23 protein-coding genes and 1 pseudogene are annotated in these 25,736 nt (G+C 72.6%); 7 read left to right on the top strand and 17 right to left on the bottom strand.

Annotation, left to right across the window (positions count from 1 at the left end; all coding sequences use genetic code 11):
- Positions 1 to 122: 122 nt before the first annotated feature.
- Positions 123 to 2,072 carry a 1,4-alpha-glucan branching protein GlgB gene (gene glgB / locus ACERUN_RS11540; protein WP_370290108.1) on the top strand — a complete coding sequence of 650 codons (1,950 nt, stop codon included), beginning with the start codon at positions 123 to 125 and terminating at the stop codon, positions 2,070 to 2,072.
- A 49-nt stretch (positions 2,073 to 2,121) separates the two neighbouring features.
- Positions 2,122 to 2,913, top strand: coding sequence for an NUDIX domain-containing protein (locus ACERUN_RS11535; RefSeq protein ID WP_370290106.1), 792 nt, complete (start codon positions 2,122 to 2,124; stop codon positions 2,911 to 2,913).
- 53 nt (positions 2,914 to 2,966) lie between these two features.
- Here ACERUN_RS11535 and ACERUN_RS11530 read toward each other — a convergent pair.
- Positions 2,967 to 3,890, bottom strand: a pseudogene (locus ACERUN_RS11530) (EamA family transporter); the annotation flags it as partial.
- Positions 3,891 to 3,896: 6 nt separating this feature from the next.
- Here ACERUN_RS11530 and ACERUN_RS11525 point away from each other — a divergent pair.
- Positions 3,897 to 4,787: a LysR family transcriptional regulator gene (locus ACERUN_RS11525; RefSeq protein ID WP_370290105.1), complete on the top strand. Its 891-nt coding sequence runs from the start codon at positions 3,897 to 3,899 to the stop codon at positions 4,785 to 4,787.
- A gap of 10 nt (positions 4,788 to 4,797) precedes the next feature.
- Here ACERUN_RS11525 and ACERUN_RS11520 read toward each other — a convergent pair whose 3' ends face one another.
- From ACERUN_RS11520 to ACERUN_RS11490, 7 genes are all read right to left on the bottom strand, one after another.
- Positions 4,798 to 5,607, bottom strand: a complete 810-nt coding sequence (locus ACERUN_RS11520) for an EI24 domain-containing protein (RefSeq protein WP_370290104.1) — start codon at positions 5,605 to 5,607, stop codon at positions 4,798 to 4,800.
- 16 nt (positions 5,608 to 5,623) lie between these two features.
- Positions 5,624 to 6,589 (bottom strand): co-chaperone YbbN, encoded by a 966-nt coding sequence (locus ACERUN_RS11515; RefSeq protein ID WP_370290103.1) that lies wholly within the window; start codon positions 6,587 to 6,589, stop codon positions 5,624 to 5,626.
- 102 nt (positions 6,590 to 6,691) lie between these two features.
- Positions 6,692 to 7,228, bottom strand: a complete 537-nt coding sequence (locus tag ACERUN_RS11510; protein ID WP_370290102.1) for a PH domain-containing protein — start codon at positions 7,226 to 7,228, stop codon at positions 6,692 to 6,694.
- A gap of 53 nt (positions 7,229 to 7,281) precedes the next feature.
- Complete coding sequence (locus tag ACERUN_RS11505) at positions 7,282 to 7,452, bottom strand: hypothetical protein (protein ID WP_370290101.1); 171 nt, start codon at positions 7,450 to 7,452, stop codon at positions 7,282 to 7,284.
- Positions 7,453 to 7,586: 134 nt separating this feature from the next.
- Positions 7,587 to 9,062, bottom strand: a complete 1,476-nt coding sequence (locus ACERUN_RS11500; RefSeq protein ID WP_370290100.1) for a M1 family metallopeptidase — start codon at positions 9,060 to 9,062, stop codon at positions 7,587 to 7,589.
- Between the two features lie 10 nt (positions 9,063 to 9,072).
- The gene (locus ACERUN_RS11495; protein WP_370290099.1) at positions 9,073 to 10,203 is read right to left on the bottom strand and encodes a homoserine O-acetyltransferase; all 1,131 of its coding nucleotides are present in this window, start codon (positions 10,201 to 10,203) and stop codon (positions 9,073 to 9,075) included.
- 4 nt (positions 10,204 to 10,207) lie between these two features.
- Complete coding sequence (locus ACERUN_RS11490) at positions 10,208 to 11,494, bottom strand: O-acetylhomoserine aminocarboxypropyltransferase/cysteine synthase family protein (RefSeq protein WP_370290098.1); 1,287 nt, start codon at positions 11,492 to 11,494, stop codon at positions 10,208 to 10,210.
- A gap of 106 nt (positions 11,495 to 11,600) precedes the next feature.
- On the opposite strand from ACERUN_RS11490, the gene ACERUN_RS11485 reads away from it, so the two are divergent.
- Positions 11,601 to 12,569 carry an LOG family protein gene (locus tag ACERUN_RS11485; protein ID WP_370290097.1) on the top strand — a complete coding sequence of 323 codons (969 nt, stop codon included), beginning with the start codon at positions 11,601 to 11,603 and terminating at the stop codon, positions 12,567 to 12,569.
- A 19-nt stretch (positions 12,570 to 12,588) separates the two neighbouring features.
- Here ACERUN_RS11485 and ACERUN_RS11480 read toward each other — a convergent pair whose 3' ends face one another.
- Positions 12,589 to 13,857 (bottom strand): glycosyltransferase family 4 protein, encoded by a 1,269-nt coding sequence (locus ACERUN_RS11480; RefSeq protein ID WP_370290096.1) that lies wholly within the window; start codon positions 13,855 to 13,857, stop codon positions 12,589 to 12,591.
- A 158-nt stretch (positions 13,858 to 14,015) separates the two neighbouring features.
- Here ACERUN_RS11480 and ACERUN_RS11475 point away from each other — a divergent pair, with 158 nt between their 5' ends.
- Entirely contained in the window at positions 14,016 to 15,785 is a 1,770-nt protein-coding gene (locus tag ACERUN_RS11475; protein ID WP_370290094.1) for a TIGR03767 family metallophosphoesterase, read from the top strand.
- Between the two features lie 129 nt (positions 15,786 to 15,914).
- Positions 15,915 to 17,492 (top strand): alpha/beta hydrolase, encoded by a 1,578-nt coding sequence (locus ACERUN_RS11470; protein ID WP_370290093.1) that lies wholly within the window; start codon positions 15,915 to 15,917, stop codon positions 17,490 to 17,492.
- A 218-nt stretch (positions 17,493 to 17,710) separates the two neighbouring features.
- Here ACERUN_RS11470 and rlmN read toward each other — a convergent pair whose 3' ends face one another.
- Positions 17,711 to 18,841, bottom strand: a complete 1,131-nt coding sequence (rlmN, locus tag ACERUN_RS11465) for a 23S rRNA (adenine(2503)-C(2))-methyltransferase RlmN (RefSeq protein WP_370290092.1) — start codon at positions 18,839 to 18,841, stop codon at positions 17,711 to 17,713.
- Between the two features lie 64 nt (positions 18,842 to 18,905).
- A complete protein-coding gene (locus ACERUN_RS11460; protein WP_370290091.1) occupies positions 18,906 to 19,277 on the bottom strand; it encodes a hypothetical protein in 372 nt (123 codons plus the stop codon).
- A 47-nt stretch (positions 19,278 to 19,324) separates the two neighbouring features.
- Here ACERUN_RS11460 and ACERUN_RS11455 point away from each other — a divergent pair, with 47 nt between their 5' ends.
- Positions 19,325 to 20,206 carry a tryptophan 2,3-dioxygenase gene (locus ACERUN_RS11455; RefSeq protein WP_370290090.1) on the top strand — a complete coding sequence of 294 codons (882 nt, stop codon included), beginning with the start codon at positions 19,325 to 19,327 and terminating at the stop codon, positions 20,204 to 20,206.
- Between the two features lie 29 nt (positions 20,207 to 20,235).
- Here ACERUN_RS11455 and ACERUN_RS11450 read toward each other — a convergent pair whose 3' ends face one another.
- The 6 genes from ACERUN_RS11450 to ACERUN_RS11425 all read right to left on the bottom strand — a co-directional run bounded on the left by ACERUN_RS11450 (position 20,236) and on the right by ACERUN_RS11425 (position 25,439).
- On the bottom strand, positions 20,236 to 21,144 hold the full coding sequence (locus ACERUN_RS11450; protein WP_370290089.1) for a phosphatidate cytidylyltransferase: 909 nt from the start codon (positions 21,142 to 21,144) through the stop codon (positions 20,236 to 20,238).
- 38 nt (positions 21,145 to 21,182) lie between these two features.
- Positions 21,183 to 21,737 carry a ribosome recycling factor gene (gene frr / locus ACERUN_RS11445; protein WP_370290273.1) on the bottom strand — a complete coding sequence of 185 codons (555 nt, stop codon included), beginning with the start codon at positions 21,735 to 21,737 and terminating at the stop codon, positions 21,183 to 21,185.
- Between the two features lie 108 nt (positions 21,738 to 21,845).
- Positions 21,846 to 22,559 (bottom strand): UMP kinase, encoded by a 714-nt coding sequence (gene pyrH / locus ACERUN_RS11440; protein ID WP_370290088.1) that lies wholly within the window; start codon positions 22,557 to 22,559, stop codon positions 21,846 to 21,848.
- Positions 22,560 to 22,673: 114 nt separating this feature from the next.
- The gene (locus ACERUN_RS11435; protein ID WP_370290086.1) at positions 22,674 to 22,982 is read right to left on the bottom strand and encodes a hypothetical protein; all 309 of its coding nucleotides are present in this window, start codon (positions 22,980 to 22,982) and stop codon (positions 22,674 to 22,676) included.
- Positions 22,979 to 24,241 (bottom strand): TFIIB-type zinc ribbon-containing protein, encoded by a 1,263-nt coding sequence (locus ACERUN_RS11430; RefSeq protein WP_370290084.1) that lies wholly within the window; start codon positions 24,239 to 24,241, stop codon positions 22,979 to 22,981. The genes ACERUN_RS11435 and ACERUN_RS11430 overlap by 4 nt, the downstream gene beginning before the upstream one ends.
- A 1-nt stretch (position 24,242) precedes the next feature.
- A complete protein-coding gene (locus ACERUN_RS11425; RefSeq protein ID WP_370290082.1) occupies positions 24,243 to 25,439 on the bottom strand; it encodes an SPFH domain-containing protein in 1,197 nt (398 codons plus the stop codon).
- Between the last annotated feature and the right edge of the window lie 297 nt (positions 25,440 to 25,736).

Raw genomic sequence — 25,736 nt, 5'->3', positions numbered from 1 at the left:
GCCCATCCCACCACCGGGGTGGTCGCCGCCCCTCCCGAGGGGATGGGAGGGCTCGCCCCGGGGCACCGGGGCGAGCGGACGGGATCGGCATGGATCGGCATGGATCGGCATAGGGTGGAGTGATGGTGGGAGACGACGCAGCGGGATCCGTGCTCGGCGAGGTCGATCTGCACCTCATCGGCGAGGGACGCCACGAGCAGCTCTGGCAGGTGCTGGGCGCGCGCACGCGCGCGGGCGCCGACGGGGTCGTGACCGGCACGAGCTTCGTGGTGTGGGCGCCCAACGCCCGCTCGGTGAGCGTCATCGGCGACATGAACGGCTGGGACGGCGCGGCGAACCCCATGACGCCGCGGGGCTCGGGCCTGTGGGAGGCCTACCTGCCCGGCGTCGGCGACGGCACCGCCTACAAGTACCTCGTCGAGGGCGCCGACGGCGTGTGGCGCGAGAAGGCCGACCCGATGGCCGCGCACGCCGAGGTGCCGCCGCGCACCGCCTCGCGCGTGTTCACCAGCACCCACGTGTGGCAGGACGACGCGTGGCTGGCCGAGCGTGCCCGCCGCCAGCCCGTCGCCGAGCCGATGGCCACCTACGAGCTGCACCTCGGCTCGTGGCGACGCCACCCCGACGGGTCGTTCTGGACCTACGACCAGCTCGCCGACCCCGAGCACGGCCTGCCCGCCTACCTGGCCGACCTCGGCTTCACCCACGTCGAGATGATGCCGGTGATGCAGCACCCGTTCGGCGGGTCCTGGGGCTACCACGTCACCTCCTACTTCGCCGCCGACTCCCGCTTCGGCGACCCCGACGGTTTCCGCCGCCTGGTCGACGCGCTGCACGCGGCGGGCATCGCCGTCGTCCTCGACTGGGTGCCGGGGCACTTCGCCACCGACGAGTGGGCGCTCGTGCGCTTCGACGGCACCGCCCTCTACGAGCACCCCGACCCGCGCCGCGGCTGGCACCCCGAGTGGGGCTCGCACATCTTCGACTTCGGCCGGCCGGAGGTGCGCAACTTCCTGGTGGCCAACGCCCTGTACTGGCTCGAGGAGTTCCACGTCGACGGCCTGCGCGTCGACGGCGTCGCCTCGATGCTCTACCTCGACTACGGCCGCAAGGACGGCGAGTGGGCGCCCAACCGCTTCGGCGGCCACGAGAACCTCGAGGCGGTGCAGCTGCTGCAGGAGCTCAACGCCACCGCTTACAAGCGGGTGCCGGGCATCGTCACCATCGCCGAGGAGTCGACCGCCTGGCCGGGCGTCACCGGCGCCACGTCGGGGGGCGGGCTCGGCTTCGGGTTCAAGTGGAACATGGGCTGGATGCACGACAGCCTGCGCTACCTGGCGCACGACCCGGTGCACCGCGCCTACCACCACGGCGGCATGACCTTCTCGCTCGTCTACGCCTTCAGCGAGAACTACGTGCTGCCGCTGAGCCACGACGAGGTCGTGCACGGCAAGGGCTCGCTCATCAACAAGATGCCGGGCGACCGCTGGCAGCAGTTCGCCACACTGCGCGCCTACCTCGCCTACATGTGGGCCCACCCCGGCAAGCAGCTGGTGATGATGGGCACCGAGCTCGCCCAGACCTCGGAGTGGGCCGAGTCGCGCGAGCTGGACTGGTGGCTGCTCGAGCACCCGGAGCACCGCGGGGTCCAGGACTTCGTGCGCGACCTCAACCACCGCTACCGCGAGCAGCCCGCGCTGTGGCAGCGCGACAACGAGCCGGGCGGCTTCGCCTGGATCGACGCGCAGGACGCCGGTCACAACGTGTTCAGCTTCGTGCGCCGCGGCCTCGACGGCACCCCCGACCTCGTGTGCGTCACCAACTTCGCCGCCGTGCCGCACGACTACCGCCTCGGCCTGCCGCTCGCCGGCGAGTGGGCGGAGGTGCTGAACACCGACGCCGAGGGCTACGGCGGCAGCGGGGTCGGCAACCTGGGCGTCGTCCACGCCGAGGCCGCCGGGCCGATGGAGGCCGGCGCCCCGGGCGGCAGCCCCGCCTACGCCCGACTGGTGCTGCCGCCGCTCGCGACGCTGTGGCTGTTGGCACCGTCCGCGCCCGCGACGTCGTCCTGACACCTCGGGCCGGGGAGGCATCTCCCACCGGTCCTCTAGGGTTTCAGGTGTGACCCACCAGCCCGCCGAGCCCGAGGTCAGCCACCGCACCGTCGACGACGGCATCGCCCGCCTGACCTGGTCCCCCGACCTCGTCGAGCGCGGCTGGCAGGCAGCGGTGGACGTCGTCCGCCGCCAGGTCGCCGAGGCGCTCACCGAGCACGAGCGGGTCGAGGTCAAGGTGCCCGCGGACGACGAGCAGGCCCAGCGCATCGCCACGTGGTCGGGGTTGCGCCGCGAGGGCGTCCAGCGCGGCACCGGCGGCGACCTCGTGGTCTACGGCCGGCTCGTGGACGACGTGCCGGTGCACGAGCCAGGCGGCTTCCGCGCGCTCCTCAACTCCTTCCTGCCCCGCAAGCGCGGCATCGGCCAGATGCTGGTGCGCCAGGACTCCCCCGCCTCCGAGGGCCCGCGGGTGCTGCTGTGCGAGCTCACCTACAAGGCCGACTGGGACCTGCCCGGCGGTGTCATCGAGGTCGGCGAGTCGCCGCGCCTGGCGGTGACCCGCGAGGTCGAGGAGGAGCTGAGCCTCGAGATCGAAGCGGGCCCGCTGGTGCTCACCGACTGGCTGCCGCCGTGGGGCGGGTGGGACGACGCCGTGTGCCTCGTCTTCGACGGCGGCACCCACCCCGCCGACCTGGTGCAGCGGATCGTGCCTCAGGCCCGCGAGATCCGCTCGGCCGCCTTCCTGACGCTCGAGGAGGTCGACGAGCGGGCCGCCGACTTCACCGCGCGTCGCGTGCGGGCCGCGCTCGCGAGCCTCGAGGGCCGCGGGCCGGCGTACACCGAGTCGGGGCGCTGAGCCCCACCGTTCGGCCGCACCGTGCCGCGCGGCGGACGTGAGGCCGCCAGCACGCCAGCGACGAGGATGGCGCCGCCCACCAGCTCGCCCACCGAGGGTCGCTCGCCGAGCAGCAGCCACGCCGAGGTGATCGCCACCGGCGGCACCAGCAGGATCCAGGGCACGACCGCAGCGGAGGGGTTCCGGGCGAGCAGCCCGTTGAAGATGCCGTAGCCCACGAGCGAGGCCAGACCGGCGGTGTAGAGGGTCGAGAGCGCGGCCGCCGGGCCGAAGGCGTGCGCGGCGTCACCGAGCGCCGACGGGCCGTCGACGACGAGCGACAGCAGCACCAGCGGCACCGGCACCACGAGTGCCGACCACACGGTCAGCGACAGGCCGCTCGCCGCCCGCGCCGGCGCGGGCACCGCCTGCGCCCGACTGCCCGACGCGCGGGCGATCACGTTGCCGACCGCCCACATGGCCGCACCGGCCAGGCACAGGGCGAGCGCGCCGAGCGGCACGTGCCCGCCGCGCCCCAGCGCCACCACCGCCAACCCCACCACCCCGAGGACGACGCCCGCGCGCTGCCCGGCGGTCGGCCGCTCCCGCAGCACCGCGGCCGCCAGCACCACGGTGAGCACCACCTGCGCCTGCAGCACGAGCCCGGCCAGGCCGGGCGGCATCCCGGTGTCCAGGGAGAGGTAGAGGAAGCCGAACTGGCCGAGCGACATCGTCAGACCGACACCAACGACCACCTGCCAGCCGACCGTGGGGCGCGGCACCAGGAAGACCGCGGGCAGGACGACGGCGGTGAAGCGGGCGGCCAGGAACAGCAGCGGCGGCACGTCGCCCATGCCGACGTCGATCACGACGAAGTTGACGCCCCAGATGAGGGCGACGAGGGCGGCGAGCGCTTGGTCACGGCGGGTCACCGGGCCAGCCTGATGCCGAGGACGATGAAGCACCAGCGAATAGATGTTCCGTTGATTCGGTAGCATCGCTTCATGATCGATCTGGAGGCGCTGCGCGCCCTGCGCGCGGTGGCCACCCACGGATCCGTGGTGGGCGCGGCTGGAGCGCTGGGCTTCACGCCGAGCGCGGTGTCGCAGCAGGTGAAGCGGCTCGAGCGGCAGACTGGCGTGCCCCTCCTCGAGCGGGTGGGGCGCGGTGTGATGCTCACCGGGCACGGGCGGCACCTCGTCGACGCCGGCGAGCGGGTGCTCGACGACCTCGAGGCACTGGAGGCCGGGCTGCAGCAGCGCGCGGGCGTCGTCACCGGGCGACTGCGCCTGGCCGCCTTCTCCACCGCGGTGCGCGGCCTCGTGGCGCCGATCGCGCGACGCCTGCGCGACGCCCACCCCGACCTCGATCTCGTGCTCGACGAGCGTGAGCCGTGGGACACCGTCGACCTCGTCGCAGCCGGTCACGTCGAGATCGGCGTGGTGCACCGCTGGGGCGGCGTGGCGCTCGCGGTGCCCGAGCACGTCGTCCGCACGCCGCTGGCCGACGACGTCGCCGACCTCATCGTGCACCGCGACGACCCCCTCGCCGCCCGGCGACGGGTGAGTCCGCACGACCTGCGCGAGACCCCCTGGATCGCCACGCCCGAGGGCTCGATCTGTCGTCAGTGGCTGCACCGCATGTACGACGGAACCGGCGGCGTGCCGCGCATCGCGCACACCTCCGCCGAGTTCGACTCCCACCTGGCCCTGGTACGGGCGGGCCTCGGGGTGGCACTCGTCCCGCGCCTGGGGCGAGCGCCGCTCGGCGCGGACCTCGTGGCGGTCGAGGTCGTCGATCCGGTGCCCGTGCGCCTGGTCGACGCCCTGCACCGGCGGACCATGGCCGAGTCCCCCGCTGTCGCCGCTGTGCTCCGCGCGCTCGCCGAGGCGTGAGGCGCCGGGCTCAGACCTTCGCGACGGGAGCGCCGCCGGCCGCACCGGCTGGGTCGGCCTCGAGCACCGCGCGCGCGAGGTAGGTGGCACCGGCGACCGCGGCCGGCATGACCGCGATGCCTCCGAAGGGGATGAGGAAGCAGGCCTGCACGCACACCCCGAAGCCGAGCACCGCCCCGCGGTGGGGGCGCAGCAGCCGCGCCCGCGCGGCGCGGTCGAGCCCGCGCGCCTCGAGCGGGCGCGAGATGAGCTCGGCCGCGAGCAGGCGCCCGGAGAGCACCAGCCCCAGGACGAACCCGACCACCGCGCCGACCACGGGCAGGAAGCCGCAGACGAACACCAGGACGGCGGTGAGGATCCCGGCGCCCACGAGCACAAGACCGTCGAGCGCACCGCGGACCCACCCGACCCCGTGCTCGGGCACCGTGCCGCCGAGGGAGATCTCGACGTCCTTCCAGATCCGCTCGTAGAAGGGGTCGCCCACCGCGAGCGTCAGGCCGGTGAAGGTGACCATCGCCAGCACTCCCGCCCCCACGAGGACGACGAGCAGCAGCCCCACCCGCAGCAGACCGCGCCACAGCCCCGGCCAGTCGTCGGCGAACGGGGTGAGCGCGGCGATCGCGTCGTCGGCGTAGATCACCAGCAGCACGAGGGCCGTGAGCACGAGCGCCGCCACGATGAGGGCCGGCACGAGGCCGAGCAGCATGAGGCGCGGCCGGGTGCGCCAGAGCCGGAGCCCCTGCCCCAGGAAGCCCGCCCCGCGGGCGAACCCGAGGTCGCGCACGCCGACGGGGGGCGGGTACGGCGGCGGGCTGGTCATGCGAGCGCGGTGGGGCTCAGTAGAGCGCGGAGGCGAGCGCCTGGCGTCCCTTGAGCACCCGGGCGTCGTCGTTGCCCACGGCCGCGAACAGTCCGAGCAGGTGCTCGCGCGCACGATCGCGCTCCTTGCCGGCCGTGCGACGCACGAGCTCGACCAGGCGGGCGAAGGCGTCCTCCACGTGGCCGCCGAGCATGTCGAGGTCGGCCACCATCGTCTGGGCGTCCACGTCGTCGGGCGCGGCGGCCGCGGCGGCGCGGGCGGCGTTGAGGTCGACGCCCTGGGTGCGCTGCAGCACCTTGGCCATCGCCAGGCCGGCGGCCGCCTCGTGGTCGGCGGGGTTGGCGTCGACGAGGCGCTGGTACTCGGCCACGGCCGTGTCGATGTCGCCGGCCGCCAGGGCGTCCTGCGCGGGGGCGTAGCGCGGGTCGACCTCGGGCTCCTCCCCCTCGGCCACCGGGGCGGACGCACCGAGCGCGTGCGGCTGGTGGCGTCCGGCGATGCCCTGGGCGGTGAGCTGCTGGGCGAGCTGGTTGAACAGCGCGCGGATGTCGTCGATCGGCGCAGCGCCGGGGATCGGCTGGGTGGCGGGGCGGCCGTCGAGGATGACGAGCATCAGCGGCACCTGCGGGATCTGCATCGCCTGCGCGATCTGCGGCACGGCGTCCACGTCGATGGTCGCGGCGAGGAAGCGGCCGTCGTACTCCTCGGCCACGAGCGCGACGTCGTGCGCGAGCTGGTCGCTCTCGGGCGAGCGCGAGGGCGAGTGGAAGACCAGGACGACCGGGGCGGTCATCGAGGCCTCGAGCACGTCCTGGAAGTTGGCCTCGTCGACGGCCACCGAGTAGGCGCCGCCCGCACCACCAGCGGACGACGCGGCGCCCCCGGCGGGCGGTGCCGCCGCGGGCGACGGGGACGGCGACGCCGGGCGCCGCAGCGCGGACAGGTCGATCGCACCGGGACGGGAGAACGGCTGCTGCGTCATGGCCTCATCCTACGAAGGCGCCCGGGTCGGCCCGCGCGGAGGTTGGGGCGTGGGAACGCCGTGCTCGGCCGGCCCTGCCGGCCCGGCCCGGCCCGGCCCGGCTCAGTTGGGCACGCGCGGACCGCGCAGGCCCGCCCGCTGCACCACCCGCTGGATGGCGAGGTCGCGCTCGTCGGGGCGACCGACGTAGCGGATGTCGCGCAGCCCCTGCTCCTGGGCGGCCGACTCGAAGCAGAAGTGCCCGAAGCCCAGCACCCGGCCGTGCAGCGGCTTCGAGACGGAGATGTCGAGGATGCGGCTGAGCGGCATGGTGGCCAGGCTCTGCGAGAACACCCCGTGCACGCGGAACACCCTCATGTTGGTGATGACGAAGCGATCGCGCAGCACCGCCAACCAGCCCCAGGCGGCGCGCACCATCAGGAGCACGGCAGCGCCGATGAGCACCCAGGCCACCGCCATCGGCACGAACCAGCTGGCGACGAGGAGCAGCAGCGCCAGCCCGCCCTCGGCTGCCGGGCGCAGGTAGGCGAACCAGTGGTGCATCACCTCGTCGACCACCACCTCGCCCTCCTCGCGCAGCAGGTGGCGACCGATCCGCGGATCGCCGAGCCGGTCGACCACATCGCTCACGAAGCCCATCTCAGTGCTCCTCCCGCGACCTGTCGGTGACCGTCATCCCCGCGAGCGGGTGGTCAGTTCAGGGCCCCGACGAAGTCGATGATGCCGTTGAAGGCGTCCTGGGTGAGCGTCCAGCCGCTGTCGGCGGCCGACTTCGAGGTGTCGGCCAGTCCGGAGGGATCGGTGAACATCCAGAACACGAGGAAGGCGACCACCGCGAGTCCGAGCAGCTTCTTGGTGTTCATGGTGGAGGGCTCCATCGCATCCGGGGCCGCAGGTCGGCCGGGGCACAGTGCAGTTCCTCAGCATGGCAGCGACGTCGGCGAGGACGACGCAGGCGCGCCGTCCGGCGGGATCGCGGGCGGGGCGCGGGCGGGGCTCAGCCCACGGGGCAGGCGGCGCGCAGGCCGTTGTCGGCCGTGACGGCCGGCGGGCGACCACCGCGCAGCCAGGCGTCGAAGAAGCCGGAGAGTTCCTCACCCGTGCGGGCCGCGGCGAAGGCCTCGAACTGGGCGGCGTCGACGTTGCCGTTGCGGTGCGTGGTCGCCCACGCGCGGAGGAGGTCCTGCATCGCGGCCGCCCCGATGCGGTTCTGCAGCGCACCGAGGGCGAGGGCGCCGCGCTCGTAGACGGCCGTGTCGAAGATGTTCGCCGCACCGGGGTCGTCGAGGCGCAGTGTCCAGAAGGTGTCGTCCGGCACCGTGCAGCGCGAGGTGTAGGCGTCGTCCACCCAGGCGGCGACGCTCGGGCCGCCGTGGGCGGCGTCGTAGAGGCGCTCGGCGAAGGTGGCGAAGCCCTCGTTGAGCCAGATGTCGCGCCAGCGGCGCACGGCGAGGCTGTCGCCGAACCACTGGTGGGCGAGCTCGTGCACCAGCAGGTCGTCGCCGACGGCGCCGAGGGAGCCGGGGTAGGTGGGCCGGGTCTGGTTCTCCAGCGCGAACCCGACGTTCAGGCTGGTGACGAGGCCACCGGTCGAGACGAACGGGTAGGGCCCGAAGCGGCTCGCGAGCCAGTCGGTGATCGCCGGGGTGCGGCGCAGGGCCCGCAGCGCGCTCGCCCGAGCACCGGCCGGCAGGGCTCGTGAGACGGCGTGGATGGAGGGGATGCCGGCCGCGGTGCGCGAGGCCTCCACGGCGAAGTCGCCGGCGGCGAAGAAGGCCAGGTAGGTGGCCATCGGCTGGGTGGTGCGCCAGTGGGTGGTGGCGTTCGCGCCGGTGACGGTGCGCCCGACCCGCAGGCCGTTGCTGATCACGACCTTGCTGCGCGGCACGGTGACGCGCACGTCGTAGGCCGCCTTGTCGGTGGGGTGGTCGTTGCTCGGGAACCACCACGGCGCCATGTGCGGCTGGTTCATGCTCACGACCTCGCGGGAGTCCGCCAGCCAGTTCCTCTCGCCGGCGTACGCCAGCGGGGCGGGCCGCCCGCGGTAGTCGACCTGCACAGTGAAGGTCCGCCCGGCCGGGAGCGAGCGGCGCGGGACGATGCGGACCTCGTGACGGTTCGGCTTGGAGAAGCGGGCGGCGACGCCGTTCACCTTCACCGCGGTGACCGGCAGCAGGAGGTCGAGGTGGAAGCTCGACAGGTCGCGGGTCGCGCGCATCGACACCACCGTGCGCCCCCGCAGCACGCCGCGGGCGAAGTCGTAGGCCACGCGGACGTCGTAGTGGCGCGCGTCCGTGCCGCCGTTGCCGTCGAGGGGCCAGTACGGGTCGGGGCCGTTGGCACTGCCCGCCACCGGCGTCCGCTCCGCGGCCAGCGCCGAGGGCGCGAGAGGGCTAAGACCTGCCGCGGGGAGGCCCGAGAGGGCGGGCACGAGCAGCAGCAGGAGGGCTGCGAGACCGAGGCGACGACGCACGGTCGGCAGCCTACGTCAGGGCGGACGTCGGGCGGGCGGGGTCGAGCACACCGTCGAGGTGGGCGCGCACGAGCTCGTGGTAGCCGGGCGGACGGAGCAGGAACGAGTCGTGCCCCCAGGGCGAGGCGACCTCCGCGTGCTCCACCGTCGCCCCGCGAGCCGCCAGCTCGTCGCGCAGGCGCACCGAGTGCTCGGTGGAGAAGCGGCGGTCGGAGTCGAAGGAGATCAGCTGGAACCGGGTCGTCGGCCGCACCCCGGGGTGGGCGGCGAAGGGATCGAAGTAGTCCATCGCCCGCGTCAGGTGCAGGTAGCTCCACGCGTCGAAGCGCCGCAGGAAGGACTCCCCCTGGTGCTGCAGGTAGTGCTCGACCTCAAAGTCGGCGTCGAGCCGCGGCGGCGCGGCGGGATCGGCCCGGCGCACCCCGAACTTGTCCTCGAGCGAGCGCGCCGACACGTAGGTGATGTGCGCCATCATCCGCGCCACCTTCAACCCGTGGCGCGGGCTCACGCCCTGCTCGAGGTAGCGCCCGCCCCGGAAGTCCGGGTCCTCCAGGATCGCGGCGCGCGCGACGGCGGAGAAGGCGATGTTCTCCGCCGTGAGCCCACCGCTGGCCGCCACGATCACCGCACGCTCGATGCGCTCGGGCTCCTGCAGCGCCCATTCGAGGGCCTGCATGCCGCCCAGGGAGCCGCCCACCACCGCGCGCATCCGGTCGATCCCGAGATGGTCCAGCAGCCGCCGGTGCGCTGTGACCAGGTCGCCGATCGTGAGCAGCGGGAAGTCGGGGCCGTAGGGCCTGCCCGTCTCGGGGTCGGTGGACGACGGCCCGGTGGTGCCGGCACAGCCGCCGAGCAGGTTCGCGCACACCACGAAGTGGCGATCGGTGTCGACCGCCCGCCCGGGGCCGATGAGACCGTCCCACCAGCCGGGGCGTCCGGCCCCCTCGTGGAGGCCGGCCGCGTGGGCGTCACCGGTGAGCGCGTGGCAGATCACCACTGCGTTGTCGCGGGCAGCGTTGAGCCGCCCGTAGGTCTCGTAGGCCACCTCGACGTGGGCGAGCTCGGCCCCGGAGGCCAGCCGCAGCGGGCCGTCGCCGGTGACGACGGCCCGCTGGGTGGTGACGGTTCCGACGCCGCTCACCTGGTCACTTCGCCGCGGTGAGCGCCTGGTCGAGGTCGGCGAGGATGTCGTCGATGTTCTCGATGCCCACCGAGAGACGGACGAGGTCCTCCGGGACGCCGGCCGCCTCGAGCTCGTCGGCGGTGAGCTGCGAGTGGGTGGTGCTCGCGTTGTGCACCGCCAGCGACTTGGCGTCGCCGATGTTCACCAGGTGGCTGAACAGGCCGAGCGACTCGATGAAGCGCTTGCCGCCGTCGCGCCCGGACTTCAGCCCGAAGGACACCAGCCCGCCGTAGCCGCGACCGGTGAGGATCCGGTCGGCCACGGCCCGGTAGGCGTCGCCCTCCAGGCCGGGGTAGTTCACCCAGGCCACCGCGTCGTGGTCCTGCAGGTACTGCGCGACCTTCAGCGCGTTCTCGCTGTGCCGCTCCAGGCGCAGGTGCAAGGTCTCGAGACCCTGCAGGAACAGGAAGGAGTTGAGCGGCGCGATAGCGGCGCCGGTGTTGCGCAGCAGCACCGTGCGGGCGCGGATGATGTAGGCGAGGTTGCCGACCGCCTCGGTCCAGACCACCCCGTGGTAGGCCGAGTCCGGACCGGTCAGGCCCGGGAACCGGTCGGCGTGGGCGGCCCAGTCGAAGTTGCCCGAGTCGACGATGATGCCGCCGATCGAGGTGCCGTGGCCGCCGATGTACTTGGTGGCCGAGTGCACCGAGATGTCCGCGCCGTGGTCGAAGACCCGCGCCAGGTAGGGGGTGGTGGCGGTGTTGTCGACCACCAGCGGCAGACCCTGCTCGTGGGCGGCATCGGCCCAGGCACGGATGTCGACCACGTTGACCTTCGGGTTGCCGATCGTCTCGGCGAACACCAGCTTGGTGCGGTCGTCGACGTGGCGGGCGAGGTCCTCGGGCTTCTCCGGGTCCACGAAGCGCACCTCGATGCCGTACTGCGGCAGCGTGTGCGCGAAGAGGGCGTAGGTGCCGCCGTAGAGGGTCGAGATCGCCACGATGTTGTCGCCGGCGTAGGTCAGGTTGAGCACCGAGTAGGTGATGGCGGCCGACCCCGAGGCGACGGCGAGTGAGCCGACGCCGCCCTCGAGCTGGGTCAGGCGCTCCTCGAACACCGACTGCGTCGGGTTCATGATCCGGCTGTAGATGTTGCCGGGCTCCGCGAGCGCGAACAGGTTCGCCGCGTGGTCGGTGTCGTTGAAGACGTAGGAGGTGGTCTGGTAGATCGGCACGGCCCGGGCGTTGGTGGCCGGGTCCGGCTCCTCCTGGCCGGCGTGCACGGCGAGGGTCTCGGGGCGATAGGTCATCGGGCTCTCCTGATCCGTGGGCGTCGCGGGCGCGATCCGCGTTACCCGACAAACCGTATCAACTTGATTGACTTGTGGCATCCCCCCGTCGGCTACCGTCCGTGCCGTGAGATCCGTGCGCACCCGCCGCCTCGTCGTCGACGCCCGGGCGGCGTCGGAGGCCGACATCGCCTCGCGTGCCGGCGCGGCCGCCGCGGCCCTCGAGCGGCTGGGCGGCCTCGACATCGAGCGCACCGGCCTCTACACCGTCGACGAGCTCTACGACGCCCCCGCGTGGGCCGACTCGCTCGACGGTCGCGCCCACCAGTGGGCCCTGCACCGCTGCGGCCCCGCCGCCGCGCTCGCGCAGGTGCTGCACGACCAGGCCATCGATGCCGCCCTCGAGGCGTGGACGACGGACCGCTCCCTGGTCGGCGTGATGGGCGGGCACGCCGCCTCGCGGGGCACGGTCGTGTTCTCCGACGCCGCCCGCCTCGGCGCCCTGCTCGGACGCCACCACACGGTGGCCACCGGCGGCGGCCCCGGGGCGATGGAGGCCGCGAACCTCGGCGCCCGCCTGGCGCGGGCGTCGTCCACGGAGGAGGGGGTGGAGGAGGCGGTCACCGAGGCCGTGCGCACGCTGGCGCGGGTGCCCGACTTCCACCCCTCGGTGGACGCGTGGGTCGCCGCCGCCCGCGAGGCGCTGGCCCTCGCGCCCGCCGACACCGAGCCGACAGCGACGCTGGGGGTGCCCACGTGGCACTACGGGCACGAGCCGCCCAACCTGTTCGCGACCGCGATCGCCAAGTACTTCCGCAACGCCATCCGCGAGGCGATCCTGCTGCAGATCTGCGACGCCGGGATCGTCTTCCTGCCCGGTGCCGGCGGCACCGTGCAGGAGGTCTTCCAGGACGCCTGCGAGAACTACTACGCCGAGGAGTCCTCGGTGGCTCCGATGGTGCTGGTGGGGCGAACGTACTGGACGCACACCCTCCCGGCGTGGCCGCTGCTGCAGGCGCTGGCCAGCGGTCGGGCGATGGAGGAGCACATCCACCTCGTCGACACGGTCGACGAGGCGGCCGCGCTGCTCACGTAGGTCGCCCGAGGCCGTCGCATCAGGCGACGCGGTCGACGCCCCCGCGAGCGGCCGCGACCGCCCGGTAGTGGCCGAGCAGCTGGTCGTTGATCGCGGCCCAGGAGCGGGTCTGCACGGCGCTCACGGCGTCGGCGGCGAAGCGTCGACGCAGCGCCACGTCGTCCACGAGGCGGCCGACGGCCGCTGCGAGCGCGGCGCCGTCGCCGGGGGCGTAGAGCAGGCCGTTGCGCTCGTGGTCGACGACGTCGACGGGGCCTCCGGCGCCGGGGGCCACCACCGGAACGCCCGAGGCGAGGGCCTCCTGGGCGGACTGGCAGAACGTCTCGTAGCGGCCCGTGTGCACGAACACGTCGAGAGAGGCGTAGGCCGCGGAGAGGTCGTCGCCGTGCAGCAGCCCCAGCAGGTCGGCGCGGTCGCCGAGGAGCGCCCGCAGCCGGTCCTCCTCGGGGCCGCCACCCACCACGACCAGCCGCAGCCGCGGATCGTCGGCGAGGTGCTCGAGCAGGTGGAGCTCCTTCTCGGGCGCGAGCCGCCCGACGTAGCCCACGAGGAGGCGACCGTCGGGCGCGAGGCGACGCCGGAGCTCCGCGTCGCGGTGGCGGGGGTGGAAGGCCTCGAGGTCGACGCCGCGACCCCAGCGGTGCACCTCCGGCACACCGAGGTCGCGCAGCTGCTCGATGCTCGCGGTCGAGGGCGCGAGCGTGCGGTCGACCTGGGTGTGGATGCGCCGGGTCAGTCGCGCGGCGGCGCGCACGCCGCCGGGCAGGTCGTAGCGCTCGGCGAAGCCGACGAGGTCGGTCTGGTAGATCGCGACCGTGGGCACGCCGAGCTCGGCGGCCGCGCGGGCGGCCTGGTAGCCGAGCGTGGCGGGTGAGGCGATGTGGACGACGTCGGGCCGGAAGCGGGTGATCACCTGGCGCAGGCGACGACGCGTCTCGAGGCCCACCCGGAAGTCGGGGTAGAACGGCAGGTTGGCGCCGCGCGCGCGGCGCACCGGGAAGCCCGCGTAGCGCTCGGGGCCGGTCGGCGCCACCAGCTCGGCGCGGTGGCCGTGCGCGGCGAGGTGCTCGAGCACGCGGCGCACCGAGTTGGTGACCCCGTTGACCTGCGGCAGGAAGGACTCGGCCACGACCAGGACGCGCAGCCGTTCGTCGTCCGAAGGGAGGCGGCGCACCGGGGGCAGCGACACCGCGGGAGGCAGGAGCGAGGAGCCGGGGGCGGCCACGGAGAGGACGCCGGGCAGGCTCAGCTGGTCGAGGGGACGCGGGGGCGTGAGGACCTGGTCCATGGTCAGTGACGCTAGGAGCGCGGCCGCAACGACGATCCACGCTCGCGCGAGTGTTCGGCGTCGCCTTCGTGAACGTCGGACGACGCACGAGCGCGACGCGACGGTCCTGGGACGAAAGTCGTGACGTGACGCCGATCACCTCGTAGGGTGAGGGACTTGTGGAGCTCTCCCGCCGTGACCTCGTCCGCCGCGCCCTGACCGCCGGAGGCCTCGCGGCCGCCGCCATCGCCGTCCCCGGGAGCCTGCGGGCCGCCGTGGCCGGCCCTGCACCCGGAGGTGCCGCGGCGAGGGCCGCCGGCGCGCCGGCACCCGTGGGCACCCTCGCCCGCACCCTCACCACCGGCACCCCGAACGCCAAGGGCTACCGACCGGTGGTGGCCGCCGCCGGCGAGGCCCACGTCGTGCGCACCGAGCTGGGCGTCGCCGCCGCACCCGGTCGCGCCGCCGCGCGGGCCGGCCTGCTGTCGTTCGTGCAGCTCTCCGACATCCACGTGATCGACGCGCAGTCGCCCCTGCGCCTCGAATGGGTCGACCGGCTCGACGACCCGGGCGGCCTGCCGGCCACCGGCCTGTTCACCTCCTCCTACCGACCGCAGGAGATGCTCACCGGCCAGGTGGCCGACTCGATGGTGCGCACGGTCAACCGGATCGGGTCCGGCCCGGTCACGGGCAAGCCCTTCGCGCTCGCGATCCAGACCGGCGACAACTCCGACAACTCCCAGGCCAACGAGGTGCGCTGGAACATCAACCTGCTCAACGGCGGCCGCGTGCGCGTCGACTCCGGCTCGCTCGCGCGCTGGGAGGGTGTCGCCGACGGCGACTACCTCACCTACGACGCCGCCTACTGGCACCCCGACGGCAACCCGCTCGGTCGCCCGGTCGACCGTCCGCGCGCGAAGTACGGCTTCCCCGTCGTCCGCGGGCTCCTGGACGCCGCCCGCCGACCGTTCACCGCCGAGGGCCTCCACATGCGGTGGTACTCGGTGTTCGGCAACCACGACGGCCTGGTGCAGGGCAACTTCCCGGCCACCACCCTGCAGCTCAACGCGATCGCCACGGGCAACCTCAAGATCGTCTCGCCGCCCGCCGGGATCAACCCCGCCCAGCTCTTCGAGGACCTCCTCGCGAACCCGGCGGCGCTGCTCACCGGCCTGCTGAACAACCTGCTCGGCGGCGGCCTGAACCTCGGCATCCGCTTCGTCAGCGCGGACGCCGAGCGACGCCTGCTCACCCGCCAGGAGGTCGTCGAGCAGCACTTCGCCCTCGGCGGCGCCCCGTTCGGACACGGCTTCACCGACGTCAACCGCCGCGAGGGCACCGCCTACTACTCCTTCGACGAGGGATCGTTCCGCTTCGTCGTGCTCGACACCGTCAACCCGAACGGCTACGCCGACGGCTCGCTCGACCCCGCCCAGTTCGCCTGGCTGAAGAACCTGCTCGCCTCCTCGCAGGGCAAGGCGGTGATGGTGTTCAGCCACCACACGTCGTCCACGATGGGCAACCCGCTGGTGGCCACCGGCGGCAGCCTCGAGCAGCGGGTGACCGGGTCGGCGGTGCTCGCCGAGCTGCTGAGCCACCGCGAGGTCATCGCCTGGATCAACGGCCACACCCACACCAACACCGTGGTACCGCGGCCCCGCACCGGCGGGGGCGGGCTCTGGGAGATCACGACGGCCTCGCACATCGACTGGCCGCAGCAGGCACGCATCATCGAGATCGCCGACAACCGCGACGGCAGCCTGTCGATCTTCACCACGATGATCGACCACGAGGGGCCCGTCTCGGCCGGCGCCGGCACGGGCGACCCCATCGCGCTGGCCGGCCTCTCGCGCGAGCTCGCCGCCAACGACTGGCACGCCCACGGCTTCGGCCTCGGCGCCGCGACCGACCGCAACGTCGAGCTGCTGGTGGCCGATCCGCGCTCCTGAGGACGCCGTCGCCCCAGTGACACTGTGACGCGCGTAACGGCGCGTCGGCGTCGACCGTTGATCCCCCGGAGCGCGGTACGAGCGCGTTCCACCATGCCCGAGCAGTGCCCCGGCAGATGTGAGGAACCGATGACCCTGCGCCGCCCGACCGACCGCTCCCCCGCGCGCCGTCGACTCGCCCGCCGAGTGACCGCGCTGATCGTGGCGTTCGGCGCCGCCGTCGCACTCGCCGGCGCGCCCGCGCCGGCCCGGGCTGCCGACGACCCGCTCGGCCCCCTGGCGCCGGTGACCGGTCTGCTCACCGGGCTGCCGAGCGACCTGCAGGCGATGGCCGACGCCTACGGACGCATCACCGGACCGAACGGGCAGCTGCAGAACCCCGCCTACCTGCCGGCGCTCGTGCAGCAGTCGACCGCCGGCTCGATCGAGTCGCTGCGCAACCTCGCCGCCTCCCCCACCCGGCCGTCGCTGACCGGTGGAGCGCTCGTGCCCGGCTTCAACGTCGGCAACCCGCTGCGCGCGGGCTGGAACGGCACCCGCGGCATCGAGACGAAGGTGGCGTTCACCAACCGCTACGGCGCGCTGCTGCGCGGCACGGTCTACTCGCCGAAGCCGGGCGCGCGCGACCCCTACACGGGGGAGGTGCTGCGCGGGCCGTTCCCGGGCGTCGTCCTCACGCCGGGGTCGGTGCAGGGCTCCTCGGGCATGTACACGTGGCTCGGGCAGGACCTCGCCGAGCGCGGCTTCGTCGTCCTCGTGTACGACGTGCAGGGCCAGGGGCTCAGCGAGACCCTCCCGCACGAGAGCGGTTCGAACCTGCCGCTCTGCTTCCCCATCGCCGCCGCCAAGCCGCTCGAGCTCAGCGGCTGCCCGGGAGTCCCGTTCCAGCAGCCCGCGAACTTCATCTACGGAACGCTCGACGCCACCGACTTCTTCTTCTCCACCCCCACCGCGCCCTACGCCAACCCCCTGCGCGGCAGCGCGAAGGTCGACGCCTTCAACCCGCTGTGGCCCTCCTTCGACCGCACCCCGCTGGCCCGCCCCACCGCCCCGGGGCGTACCGCGAAGTTCGCGATCATCGGCCACTCCCTCGGCGCGTTCGCGGTGAGCTACGTGCAGTCGATCGACCCGCGCGTCTCGACCGTGGTGGCGCTCGACAAGCTCGGCTCGGGCGGCAGCGGCCTGCTCAACGCAGCCGCGCCGATCCCGCCGAGCACGCCGAAGGTGCCGGCCCTCGGCGTCCACGCGGAGTACGGCTTCACCGTGGCGCCCGCGATCCTCGGCGCCAACTCGCTCACCCCCGGCCTCTCGCTCAAGGACGACCCGCAGCGCGAGCTGAAGCCCGGCTACCAGAACTGGACCGGCGCCGGCCAGGACACGATGGTCGTCGTCCCGCGCTCCTCGACCCACCTCGACTTCACTGACATCCCGCTGGTGCTGCCCGCCAGCCGCTACGGCCAGGCGCTCACCTCGGTCTACACCCAGGCGTGGCTGGCCCGCTGGCTCAAGGGCGCGCCCGTCGCTCCGCTGCTCGCCGAGCGCTTCTCGTACCTCGAGCCCGCCGGCAACGGCGTGTGGACGCCGATCACCCTCGACCGCACGGGCCTGCTCAGCCGCCGCTTCTGCTCCGCCTACCGCCTCACCGACGCCGGGTCCGTGCGGGCCGACGGCGACGTGAACAAGGTGACCCCCGCCGCCGGCTGCTGACCGGCCGCGGGGTCGGCACGGCATGTAACACGCCGTCCACCTGACTACCCGGCGCGTGTCAGTCGCCCACCGCCCGAAATCGGGCTCCGGCCGACTGACTCGCGCCAGGTAGAGCGGTGGACGGCGTGTTACATCGGGGCGCGCGAGCGCCAGCGCGAGGGCGTGGACGACGGAGCGACCCGCCGAGGCGGGTGGCACCGCAGCGATCGCCGGGCGGGTCAGTCCTCCAGCGCCGCGAGCTGCCCGCAGGCGGCGTCGATCTCGTTGCCGCGGGTGTCGCGCACGGTGGTGGGCACGCCCTTGGCCTCGAGGCGGCGGACGAACTCGTCCATGTCGGCGTCGCGGCTGCGGGTGAACTGCGAGCCGGGCACCTCGTTGAGCGGGATGAGGTTGACGTGCACCCAGCCGCGACCGTGCTCGTTGAGGACGTCGGCGAGGAGGTCAGCACGCCAGGCGTGGTCGTTGACGTCGCGCATCATGGCGTACTCGATCGAGACCCGGCGTCCGGTGCGCTCGAAGTAGTGGTGGGCGGCGTCGACGGTCTCGGCCACGGAGAAGCGGGTGTTGATCGGCACGAGGGTGTTGCGCAGCTCGTCGTCGGGGGCGTGCAGGCTCAGCGCGAGGGTGACCGGGATGCCCTCGTCGGCGAGCTGGCGCATGCGGGGCACGAGACCCACGGTGGACACGGTGATGCCACGCGCCGACATGCCGTAGCCGTCGGGCGCGGGATCGGTGAGGCGGCGCACCGCACCCACGACGGCGCCGTAGTTGGCCAGCGGCTCACCCATGCCCATGAAGACGATGTTGTTGACCCGACCCTCGCCGCCCGGAACCTCGCCGCGCGCGAGCGAGCGGGCACCGGCGATCACCTGCTCGACGATCTCCGCGGTGGACATGTTGCGCTGCAGGCCGCCCTGGCCGGTGGCGCAGAACGGGCAGGCCATGCCGCAACCGGCCTGGCTCGAGACGCACATCGTGGTGCGGCCCGGGTAGCGCATCAGCACCGACTCGACCAGCGAGCCGTCGAAGAGGCGCCACAGCGTCTTGCGCGTGGTGCCGCGATCGGCCTCCAGCGTGCGCACCGGCGTCATCAGCGGCGGCAGGAGAGCCGCCACGAGGTCGTCGCGCTGGGCCGCGGGGAGGTCGGTCATCTCCGCGGGGTCGTCGACGAGCCGCGCGAAGTAGTGGGCGGCCACCTGCCGCGCCCGGAACCCGGGCAGCCCCATCCCGCTCAGCTGCTCCTTGCGCTCGGCCGGGGTGAGGTCGGCCAGGTGGCGCGGCGGCTTGCGGCGTCCACGGGGCGCCTCCAGCACGAGCGGGAGGGAGGTTCGGGAGGTGTCGTCGTTCATCGCCCTCGATGATCCCACTGAGGCCGGGCCGATCACGAACTCCCGCGGGGACCTCCGGACAGGCTCAGCCGCCGTGGTTGAGCAGCCACCACAGCACCGCGGCGCCCACTCCCCCGACCACGACGACGGTCGAGACCATGCCGAGCAGGAGGTAGCGCCCGAAACGCCGGGTGCGCCGCGGCACGATCAGGCCGATCGGGATGACGAGCACGAGCAGCAGGAACGGGAAGAGCTGCTCGGCGCGGTCGGTGCCGGCGATGCCCTGGAGCACGGCTGCGAAGGTGCCTGGGACGACGATGACGCCGACCATGCCGGTGAAGAAGCCGGCCAGCGGGAAGAAGACCGGATGGCCCCGGTGGAACCAGTCGGGACGACGGGAGCGCTCGGCGCTCGGCGCGTCCTCGTCGGCCTCGGGGGCCCCGATCAGGTCGTTCATGGTGCGTTGATGGTAGCCACCCCGGGGCCACGGGCCATGCTTGACCCGTGGATCCGAACCGACGGCCTGCCGAGCACTCCGACTCCCCCGAGCTCCTGCTCGCCTCCGACGCCCCTGCAGCCGCTGCCGCGACCGCCGACACCTCCCCCCACCCGGCGCTCACCTACAGCGCCTACCTCGCCCTCGACGAGGTGCTCGGCGCCCAGCGGCCGCGCTCGGAGGAGCACGACGAGCTGCTGTTCATCGTCATCCACCAGGTCTACGAACTGTGGTTCAAGCAGATGCTCCACGAGTGCACGGCGCTGCAGCGCCACCTCGAGCGCGCGGACGCCTCCGCGGCCCTGCACACCCTCGGCCGGGTGCTGGCGATCCTCAAGGTCGCGGTGGCGCAGGTCGACGTCCTCGAGACGATGACGCCGCGGCAGTTCACCAGCTTCCGCGGGCGCCTCGATGCCTCGAGCGGGTTCCAGTCGGCGCAGTTCCGTGAGCTCGAGGCCGTGCTCGGGCGCCGCGACCGGCGCGTCGTCGTCCACTACCCGGAGGGCAGCGACGAGCGGGCCCGCATCGACCTCGCGATGAGTCGCCCCTCGGTCTTCGACTCCTACCTCCGCCTGCTGGTCGCCGCCGGCTTCGCCGTGCCCGCCGACGCCCTCGAGCGCGACGTCGCCCAGCCGTGGACGCCGCACGACGGTGTCCAGAGCACCCTCCTCGCCGTCTACGTGGACGACGCCAGCCCGGCGCAGGTGGCCGAGCGCCTCGTCGACCTCGACGAGGGGCTGCAGGAGTGGCGCTACCGCCACGTGAAGATGGTCGAGCGCACCATCGGCGCCCGTCCGGGCACCGGCGGGTCGAGCGGGGCGGCCTACCTGTGGAGCACGGTCACGCAGCCGCTGTTCCCCGACCTGTGGGCGATCCGCGACCGACTCTGAGGCGCACCCCTGCGCGGCAGCGCCGGGGGTCAGAAGACGCCGTAGTGCAGCAGCAGCCAGATGGGGCCGATCGTGGCGAGCAGCGAGTCGAGGCGGTCCATCAGGCCGCCGTGGCCCGGGATCACCTGGCTCATGTCCTTGATGCCGAGGTCACGCTTGATCACCGACTCGCACAGGTCGCCGAGCGTGGCCATGACGACCGCGATCAGGCCGAGCAGGACGCCGATCCACCACGAGCCGTCGAGCAGGTAGACCACCAGCACCACACCGGCACCGACCGTGGCGAGCGCCGACCCGGCGAACCCCTCCCACGACTTCTTCGGCGAGATGACCGGGGCCATCGGGTGCTTGCCGAACAGCACTCCCGCCACGTAGCCGCCGATGTCGGAGGCGATCGTGACGAGGATGAAGACGATGATGCCCTTGACGCCGTCGTCGCCCAGCCCGCCCCCGGCGAGGTCGTCGCCCTCGGCGAGCATGAGCGCGACGAACGACCCGAGGAACGGCACGTAGATCAGCGCGAACACCGACGCCGTGGCCGTCTGCACGTAGCCGTCGACACCGCGGCGCAGCAGCCAGAGCATGATCACCAGGGCCGTGACGGCGGTGGCGGTGACGAGCGCGGCGGGGCCGAGCAGGTAGGCCACGACGACCATCACGACGCCGCCGATCATGAGCGGCTGCTCCGGGAGGTCGATGCTCTTGGCGAGCATGCCCTTGCGCAGCTCCCAGATGGCCACCACGACCGCGAGGGCCACGATGCCCATGAAGGCGGGCTTCCAGAACGCCAGCGACGCCGCGATCGATCCCAGCAGCACGACCGCGGAGGTGATCGCCGCCGGAAGGTCGCGACCCGCACGACCGTGGTTCTTCGCGGCCGGGGTCGGTTGAGGCGCCGACGGCGGGGTCGACGGCGGTGTCGACGAGGTCGAGGTCATGGAATGAGCGTGGCCGACGAAGGGCGAGCGTGTCGAGGTCAGACCTCGAGCAGCTCGGCCTCCTTGTGCTTGAGCAGCTCGTCGATGGCCTCGGTGTGCTTCTTGGTGAGGCCGTCGAGCTTCTTCTCAGCGCCGGTGACGTCGTCCTTGCCGACCTCGCCGTCCTTCTCGAGGCGCTCGAGGTTCTGCTTGGCCTTCTGGCGCACCTGGCGCACGGCGACCTTGCCGCCCTCGCCCTTCTCCTTGGCGAGCTTGATGAACTCGCGGCGGCGCTCCTCGGTGAGCTCGGGGAAGACGCAGCGCAGCTGCTTGCCGTCGCTCGAGGGGTTCACGCCGAGGTCGGAGTCGCGGATGGCGCGCTCGACGTTGTTGATCGCGCCGACGTCGAAGGGCTGGACCAGGATGATGCGCGCCTCGGGGGCGGTGAAGGAGGCCAGCTGCTGGATCGGGGTCTGGGTGCCGTAGTAGTCGACCATGATCTTGCTGAACATGCTCGGGTGGGCGCGGCCGGCACGGATGGTCGCGAACTCCTCCCGGGTCGCGTCGACCGACTTGCCCATCTTCTGATCGGCCTCGGCAAGGATGTCGTTGATCACCGTGTCTCCTCTGTGCTGGTGGGGGCGGGCTGCTGTCGCGTACTGGTGCTGCGGCGGCTCCGCCCGGGGGCGGGTCGTCGGGGTCGTCGGGCGGGTCGGCGGCGTTCAGCCGGCGCTGACCCTCGTCCCGATCCTCTCACCCTGCACCGCACGAAGGATGTTGCCCTCGGGCTCCATCCCGAACACGATCATGGGCAGCTTGTTCTCGCCGCACAGCGCGAACGCCGTCTGGTCCATAATCCGCAGGCCCTTGCCGATGGCCTCGTCGTAGGTGAGCTCGTCGTACTTGGTGGCGGTGGGGTCGACGTTCGGGTCGGCGCTGTAGACGCCGTCGACACCGCTCTTGGCCACGAGGACGACGTCGCACCTGCTCTCGAGCGCTCGCTGCACGGCCACGGTGTCGGTGGAGAAGTAGGGCATGCCCATGCCGGCGCCGAAGATCACGACCCGGCCCTTCTCCATGTGGCGGATCGCGCGGCGCGGGATGTAGGGCTCGGCGACCTGCCCCATCGTGATCGCGGTCTGCACGCGGGTGTCGACGCCCTGCTTCTCCAGGAAGTCCTGCAGCGCCAAGCAGTTCATGACGATGCCGAGCATGCCCATGTAGTCGGCGCGGACGCGGTCCATGCCACGCTGCTGGAGCTCGGCGCCGCGGAAGAAGTTGCCTCCGCCGGTGACGACCGCGATCTGCACACCGGCATCCACGACCGCCTTCACCTCGCGGGCGATGGCCTGCACCACGTCGGGGTCGACGCCGACGCGGCCCCCGCCGAAGACCTCACCGGACAACTTGAGCAGCACGCGCTGGTAACCGGGCACCTGGAACCTTTCATCGCTGGCGACGGGCGAGGCGAGGCTACCAGCGCGCGGCGGGCAGGGCGTCGTCCACGAGCCGATGGGGCCGGTGAACGACGCCCGCTCGCCGCTGCGGGCTCACTGCACGCGCTGCACGCGCTGGCGGTGGGAGTGGCGGTTGTCACCGTCGATGTCGGAGTCGCGGGTGCGACCGATGTGATCGATCTTGTCCTCGCCGCCGGTGACCTGCTGGGCCTCGATGAGCGTGTCGCGCTCGTAGGCGTGCGACTTGTCGGTGTTGCGGTAGTAGCGGTAGATCAGCCAGTAGGTGCCGACCGCGCCGACGGGGCCGGCGGCCAGCAGCCAGATGCCGCCGTCGCCGGAGGCGAGCGGCACGAGCTGGACCAGCTGAGCCAGGTGCACCAGCACCAGCGAGACCGCGCTCATGCCGTGGCCACCAGGATCGCGCCGGCCAGACCCTCGAGCACCGTGCCGATCGTGAGCGCGGCCAGGATCAACTTGGGCTGGGAGACCGGGATGCTGCCCATGGTCTCGCCCGTGCGGGCGTTGACCGCGATGTAGTGCAGCATGCCGCCGCTCTTCTGCTGGTAGGAGTAGAGCCACACCGGGAGGTACATCGAGACCCACCGCGAGCCGCCGACGTCGATCTTCTCCTGCTCCCAGCGCACACCGCGGTCGAAGCGATCGAGGGAGCCCTCGACCTGGGAGCGGCCGATGGAGAGCAGCTGGTCCTCGAGGACGGGGGCCAGGCCCTCGACGTTGAGGTCGCGCTTCTCGCTGCTGTAGCCGACGAGGTAGCTGGCGTTCCACTTGACGGCGTTCTTGGTGTCGAAGGGCAGCACGGTGTTGACGATGTTGTTGGTCGTCTGCGAGCCGAAGTCGGCGCGGGCCGAGGAGCCCTCGATGGTGAGATCGTCGACGGTGAAGGCGACCTCACGCTGCAGTCGGTAGACGTCGGCGGCGTAGTAGGTGACGCGGTCGTCGCCCTGCTTCTCCGTCCAGCGCCGCGTCTCGACCTCGCCGGTGCCCCAGTAGGAGGTCTCGGCGCGGGCGTCGACCACCAGGTAGGGCAGGTAGACGCCGAGCACGTTCTCGGGCGTGAACTCCGCCTTGAACCGCTTGTGGGCGAAGAGGCGGCGCTTGCCGGCGAAGGCGCGGATGCGCTCGACGGCCTCGTCCTTGGTCAGCTTGAAGGGCAGGACGGCGTCCGGCACCGCACCGTTGGGGATCTGCTGGTTGACGTTGAAGGTGTGACGGCACCAGTGGCAGCGCGCGTTGAGGGCGTGGGCGGTGTCGACCACCACCTCCGCGCCGCACGCGTCGCACTTGAAGGTCACCATCTGCTCGGCATCGGCGGCGATGTCGCGCGCACCGCTGGCGATCACGGTGCCCTGCAGGTCGTCGATGCCCTCGCCGAGCCCGAACTCCTCCTCGACCCGCGCCTCCTGCCACTGGTGGCGGCAGAACAGGCAGACCAGCATGCCGGTCGACGCCCTCAGCTGGACGTCGGTGCCGCCGCACTTCGGGCAGCGATTGAGGCCGTCCTTCAGGCTGGCGTTGACGGTCTCGATCGAGGGTCCGGGCTCGGGCTCGGCGCGTGCTGCGGCGAGCTCCTCCTCGAGCGACAGCGGCGGCCCGTCGAAGGTCGGCTGCTGCGGCTGAGGGTCGGTGGCGTCGGTGGACATGTCAGAGACCGAGCGCCTTCGCCTTCGCTGCGTCGTAGTCGGCCTGTGTGATGAGACCGGCGTCGAGCATCTCCTTAGCCCGCTTGAGCACAGCCATCGGGTCCTCCGCCGCCGGAGCGGCGGGTGCGGCCGGCGCGGCGGGAGCCGCGGGAGCGGCGGGCGTCTGCTGCGGAGCGACGGGCTGCTGGAGACCGCCCACGCCGAGACCACCGGCCGCCATGCCGAGGCCGACCAGACCGCCCGGGCCCGCATTCTCACCAGCCGCCTCGATGCCGGCGGCCACCGAGGCCTGCAGGTTCGAGTTGCCGCGAGCGCCCGACAGCGCGTCGGCACGCTGGACGTTCTTCAGCAGCTCGCGGGTCGTGGCGTCGTACTCGATGGAGATGATCGCCGTCTTGACGATCTCGAGGCCCCGATCGGTGCGCCACTGGTAGTTCTGCTCCACGGCGGCCGAGAGCGACTGGGCGAAGCCCACGCTGTCCTGCTGCAGCTTGGCGATGCGATTGCCCTTGGCCGGATCGTTGGTGTACATCGAGAACGCCGGGGCCAGCGACCCCACGACCTCGTTGAACAACTGCTCGCCGGCAGGGTTGTCGATGTCGGTGAAGTCGAAGACCTTGCGCCCGTTGATGACCTCAGCGGGCAGGAAGTTGCGCACGAAGGTGAGCGGGTCGGTGATCTTCAGCGTGTAGGTGCCGCGGGTGATCGCGCCGACCTGGGTGTTGAGGAAGGCGTCGTCCCAGTAGATCTCGGACTGGGTGCCGAACTTGTTGTTCGGCAGCTCCTTGAGCGAGACGAACAGCGCGCTCTGCTGGGACGACGGGCGCCCGCCGAACTTGAAGCGCTCCCACGCCTGCTTGACGATCGAGTCCACGAGACCGCCGCCGGTGAAGATCGACTGCGAGGCGGCCTCGTCGGAGTCCCACACGTAGGCGCCGGGCTCGGCCGCGAACCCGGTGAACGCGCCGTCCTCGAGGAGGACGAGGCCGTAGCCCTGCGGCACGATGATCTTCGAGCCCTTAGTGATCACGCCGTCGGAGCCCTGCGTGTTGCTGCCGCGGCCGGCGTTCTGGCCGCGCTGCACCGCGGGGAAGACCGCCGCCGTCGAGCCGATGCCGTCGGGCACGGTGAAGAAGTCGACCCACTGGTCGGCGAGCGTGCCGCCGATCGCGCCGGCGACGGCCTGGATGAGTCCCACGTCAGGTTCTCCTTCGAACGATCGCCAGCACCGCATGCTCGGCTGGCGCGAGTCGGTCGCGCCCGGGTCGGACGCGCGCCCAAACTACCGCCGACACGGCCCCCGCGGCAGGGCGAATCCCCAAAGGGACCCTTGAATCGGCGGCTCGGCCGACCCGGCACGGCGTACTACTCGACCGAATCTCGTGCTTCTTGGCTGAAGCTTCGGTCGACAAGCAAGGGATTCACCGGTGCACCGGTGAATCCCCGCCCGGGCGCGAACGCCGACGGGCCGCCCCCCCGGGGGGGGGGCCCCGCC

The sequence above is a fragment of the Nocardioides sp. genome (genome assembly GCF_964229035.1).
In the GTDB taxonomy this organism is placed as follows: Bacteria; Actinomycetota; Actinomycetes; order Propionibacteriales; family Nocardioidaceae; genus Nocardioides.
This window is presented reverse-complemented; position numbering and strand designations above follow the sequence as displayed.

Bases quoted from the DNA above. Each gene is read 5' to 3' on its own strand.
- glgB (WP_370290108.1), top strand. From the start codon at position 123: ATGGTGGGAGACGACGCAGCGGGATCCGTGCTCGGCGAGGTCGATCTG.
- ACERUN_RS11525 (WP_370290105.1), top strand. From the start codon at position 3,897: ATGATCGATCTGGAGGCGCTGCGCGCCCTGCGCGCGGTGGCCACCCAC.
- ACERUN_RS11520 (WP_370290104.1), bottom strand. From the start codon at position 5,607: ATGACCAGCCCGCCGCCGTACCCGCCCCCCGTCGGCGTGCGCGACCTC.
- ACERUN_RS11515 (WP_370290103.1), bottom strand. From the start codon at position 6,589: ATGACGCAGCAGCCGTTCTCCCGTCCCGGTGCGATCGACCTGTCCGCG.
- ACERUN_RS11510 (WP_370290102.1), bottom strand. From the start codon at position 7,228: ATGGGCTTCGTGAGCGATGTGGTCGACCGGCTCGGCGATCCGCGGATC.
- ACERUN_RS11505 (WP_370290101.1), bottom strand. From the start codon at position 7,452: ATGAACACCAAGAAGCTGCTCGGACTCGCGGTGGTCGCCTTCCTCGTG.
- ACERUN_RS11490 (WP_370290098.1), bottom strand. From the start codon at position 11,494: ATGACCTATCGCCCCGAGACCCTCGCCGTGCACGCCGGCCAGGAGGAG.
- ACERUN_RS11480 (WP_370290096.1), bottom strand. From the start codon at position 13,857: ATGGACCAGGTCCTCACGCCCCCGCGTCCCCTCGACCAGCTGAGCCTG.
- ACERUN_RS11470 (WP_370290093.1), top strand. From the start codon at position 15,915: ATGACCCTGCGCCGCCCGACCGACCGCTCCCCCGCGCGCCGTCGACTC.
- rlmN (WP_370290092.1), bottom strand. From the start codon at position 18,841: ATGAACGACGACACCTCCCGAACCTCCCTCCCGCTCGTGCTGGAGGCG.
- ACERUN_RS11460 (WP_370290091.1), bottom strand. From the start codon at position 19,277: ATGAACGACCTGATCGGGGCCCCCGAGGCCGACGAGGACGCGCCGAGC.
- ACERUN_RS11450 (WP_370290089.1), bottom strand. From the start codon at position 21,144: ATGACCTCGACCTCGTCGACACCGCCGTCGACCCCGCCGTCGGCGCCT.
- ACERUN_RS11435 (WP_370290086.1), bottom strand. From the start codon at position 22,982: ATGAGCGCGGTCTCGCTGGTGCTGGTGCACCTGGCTCAGCTGGTCCAG.
- ACERUN_RS11430 (WP_370290084.1), bottom strand. From the start codon at position 24,241: ATGTCCACCGACGCCACCGACCCTCAGCCGCAGCAGCCGACCTTCGAC.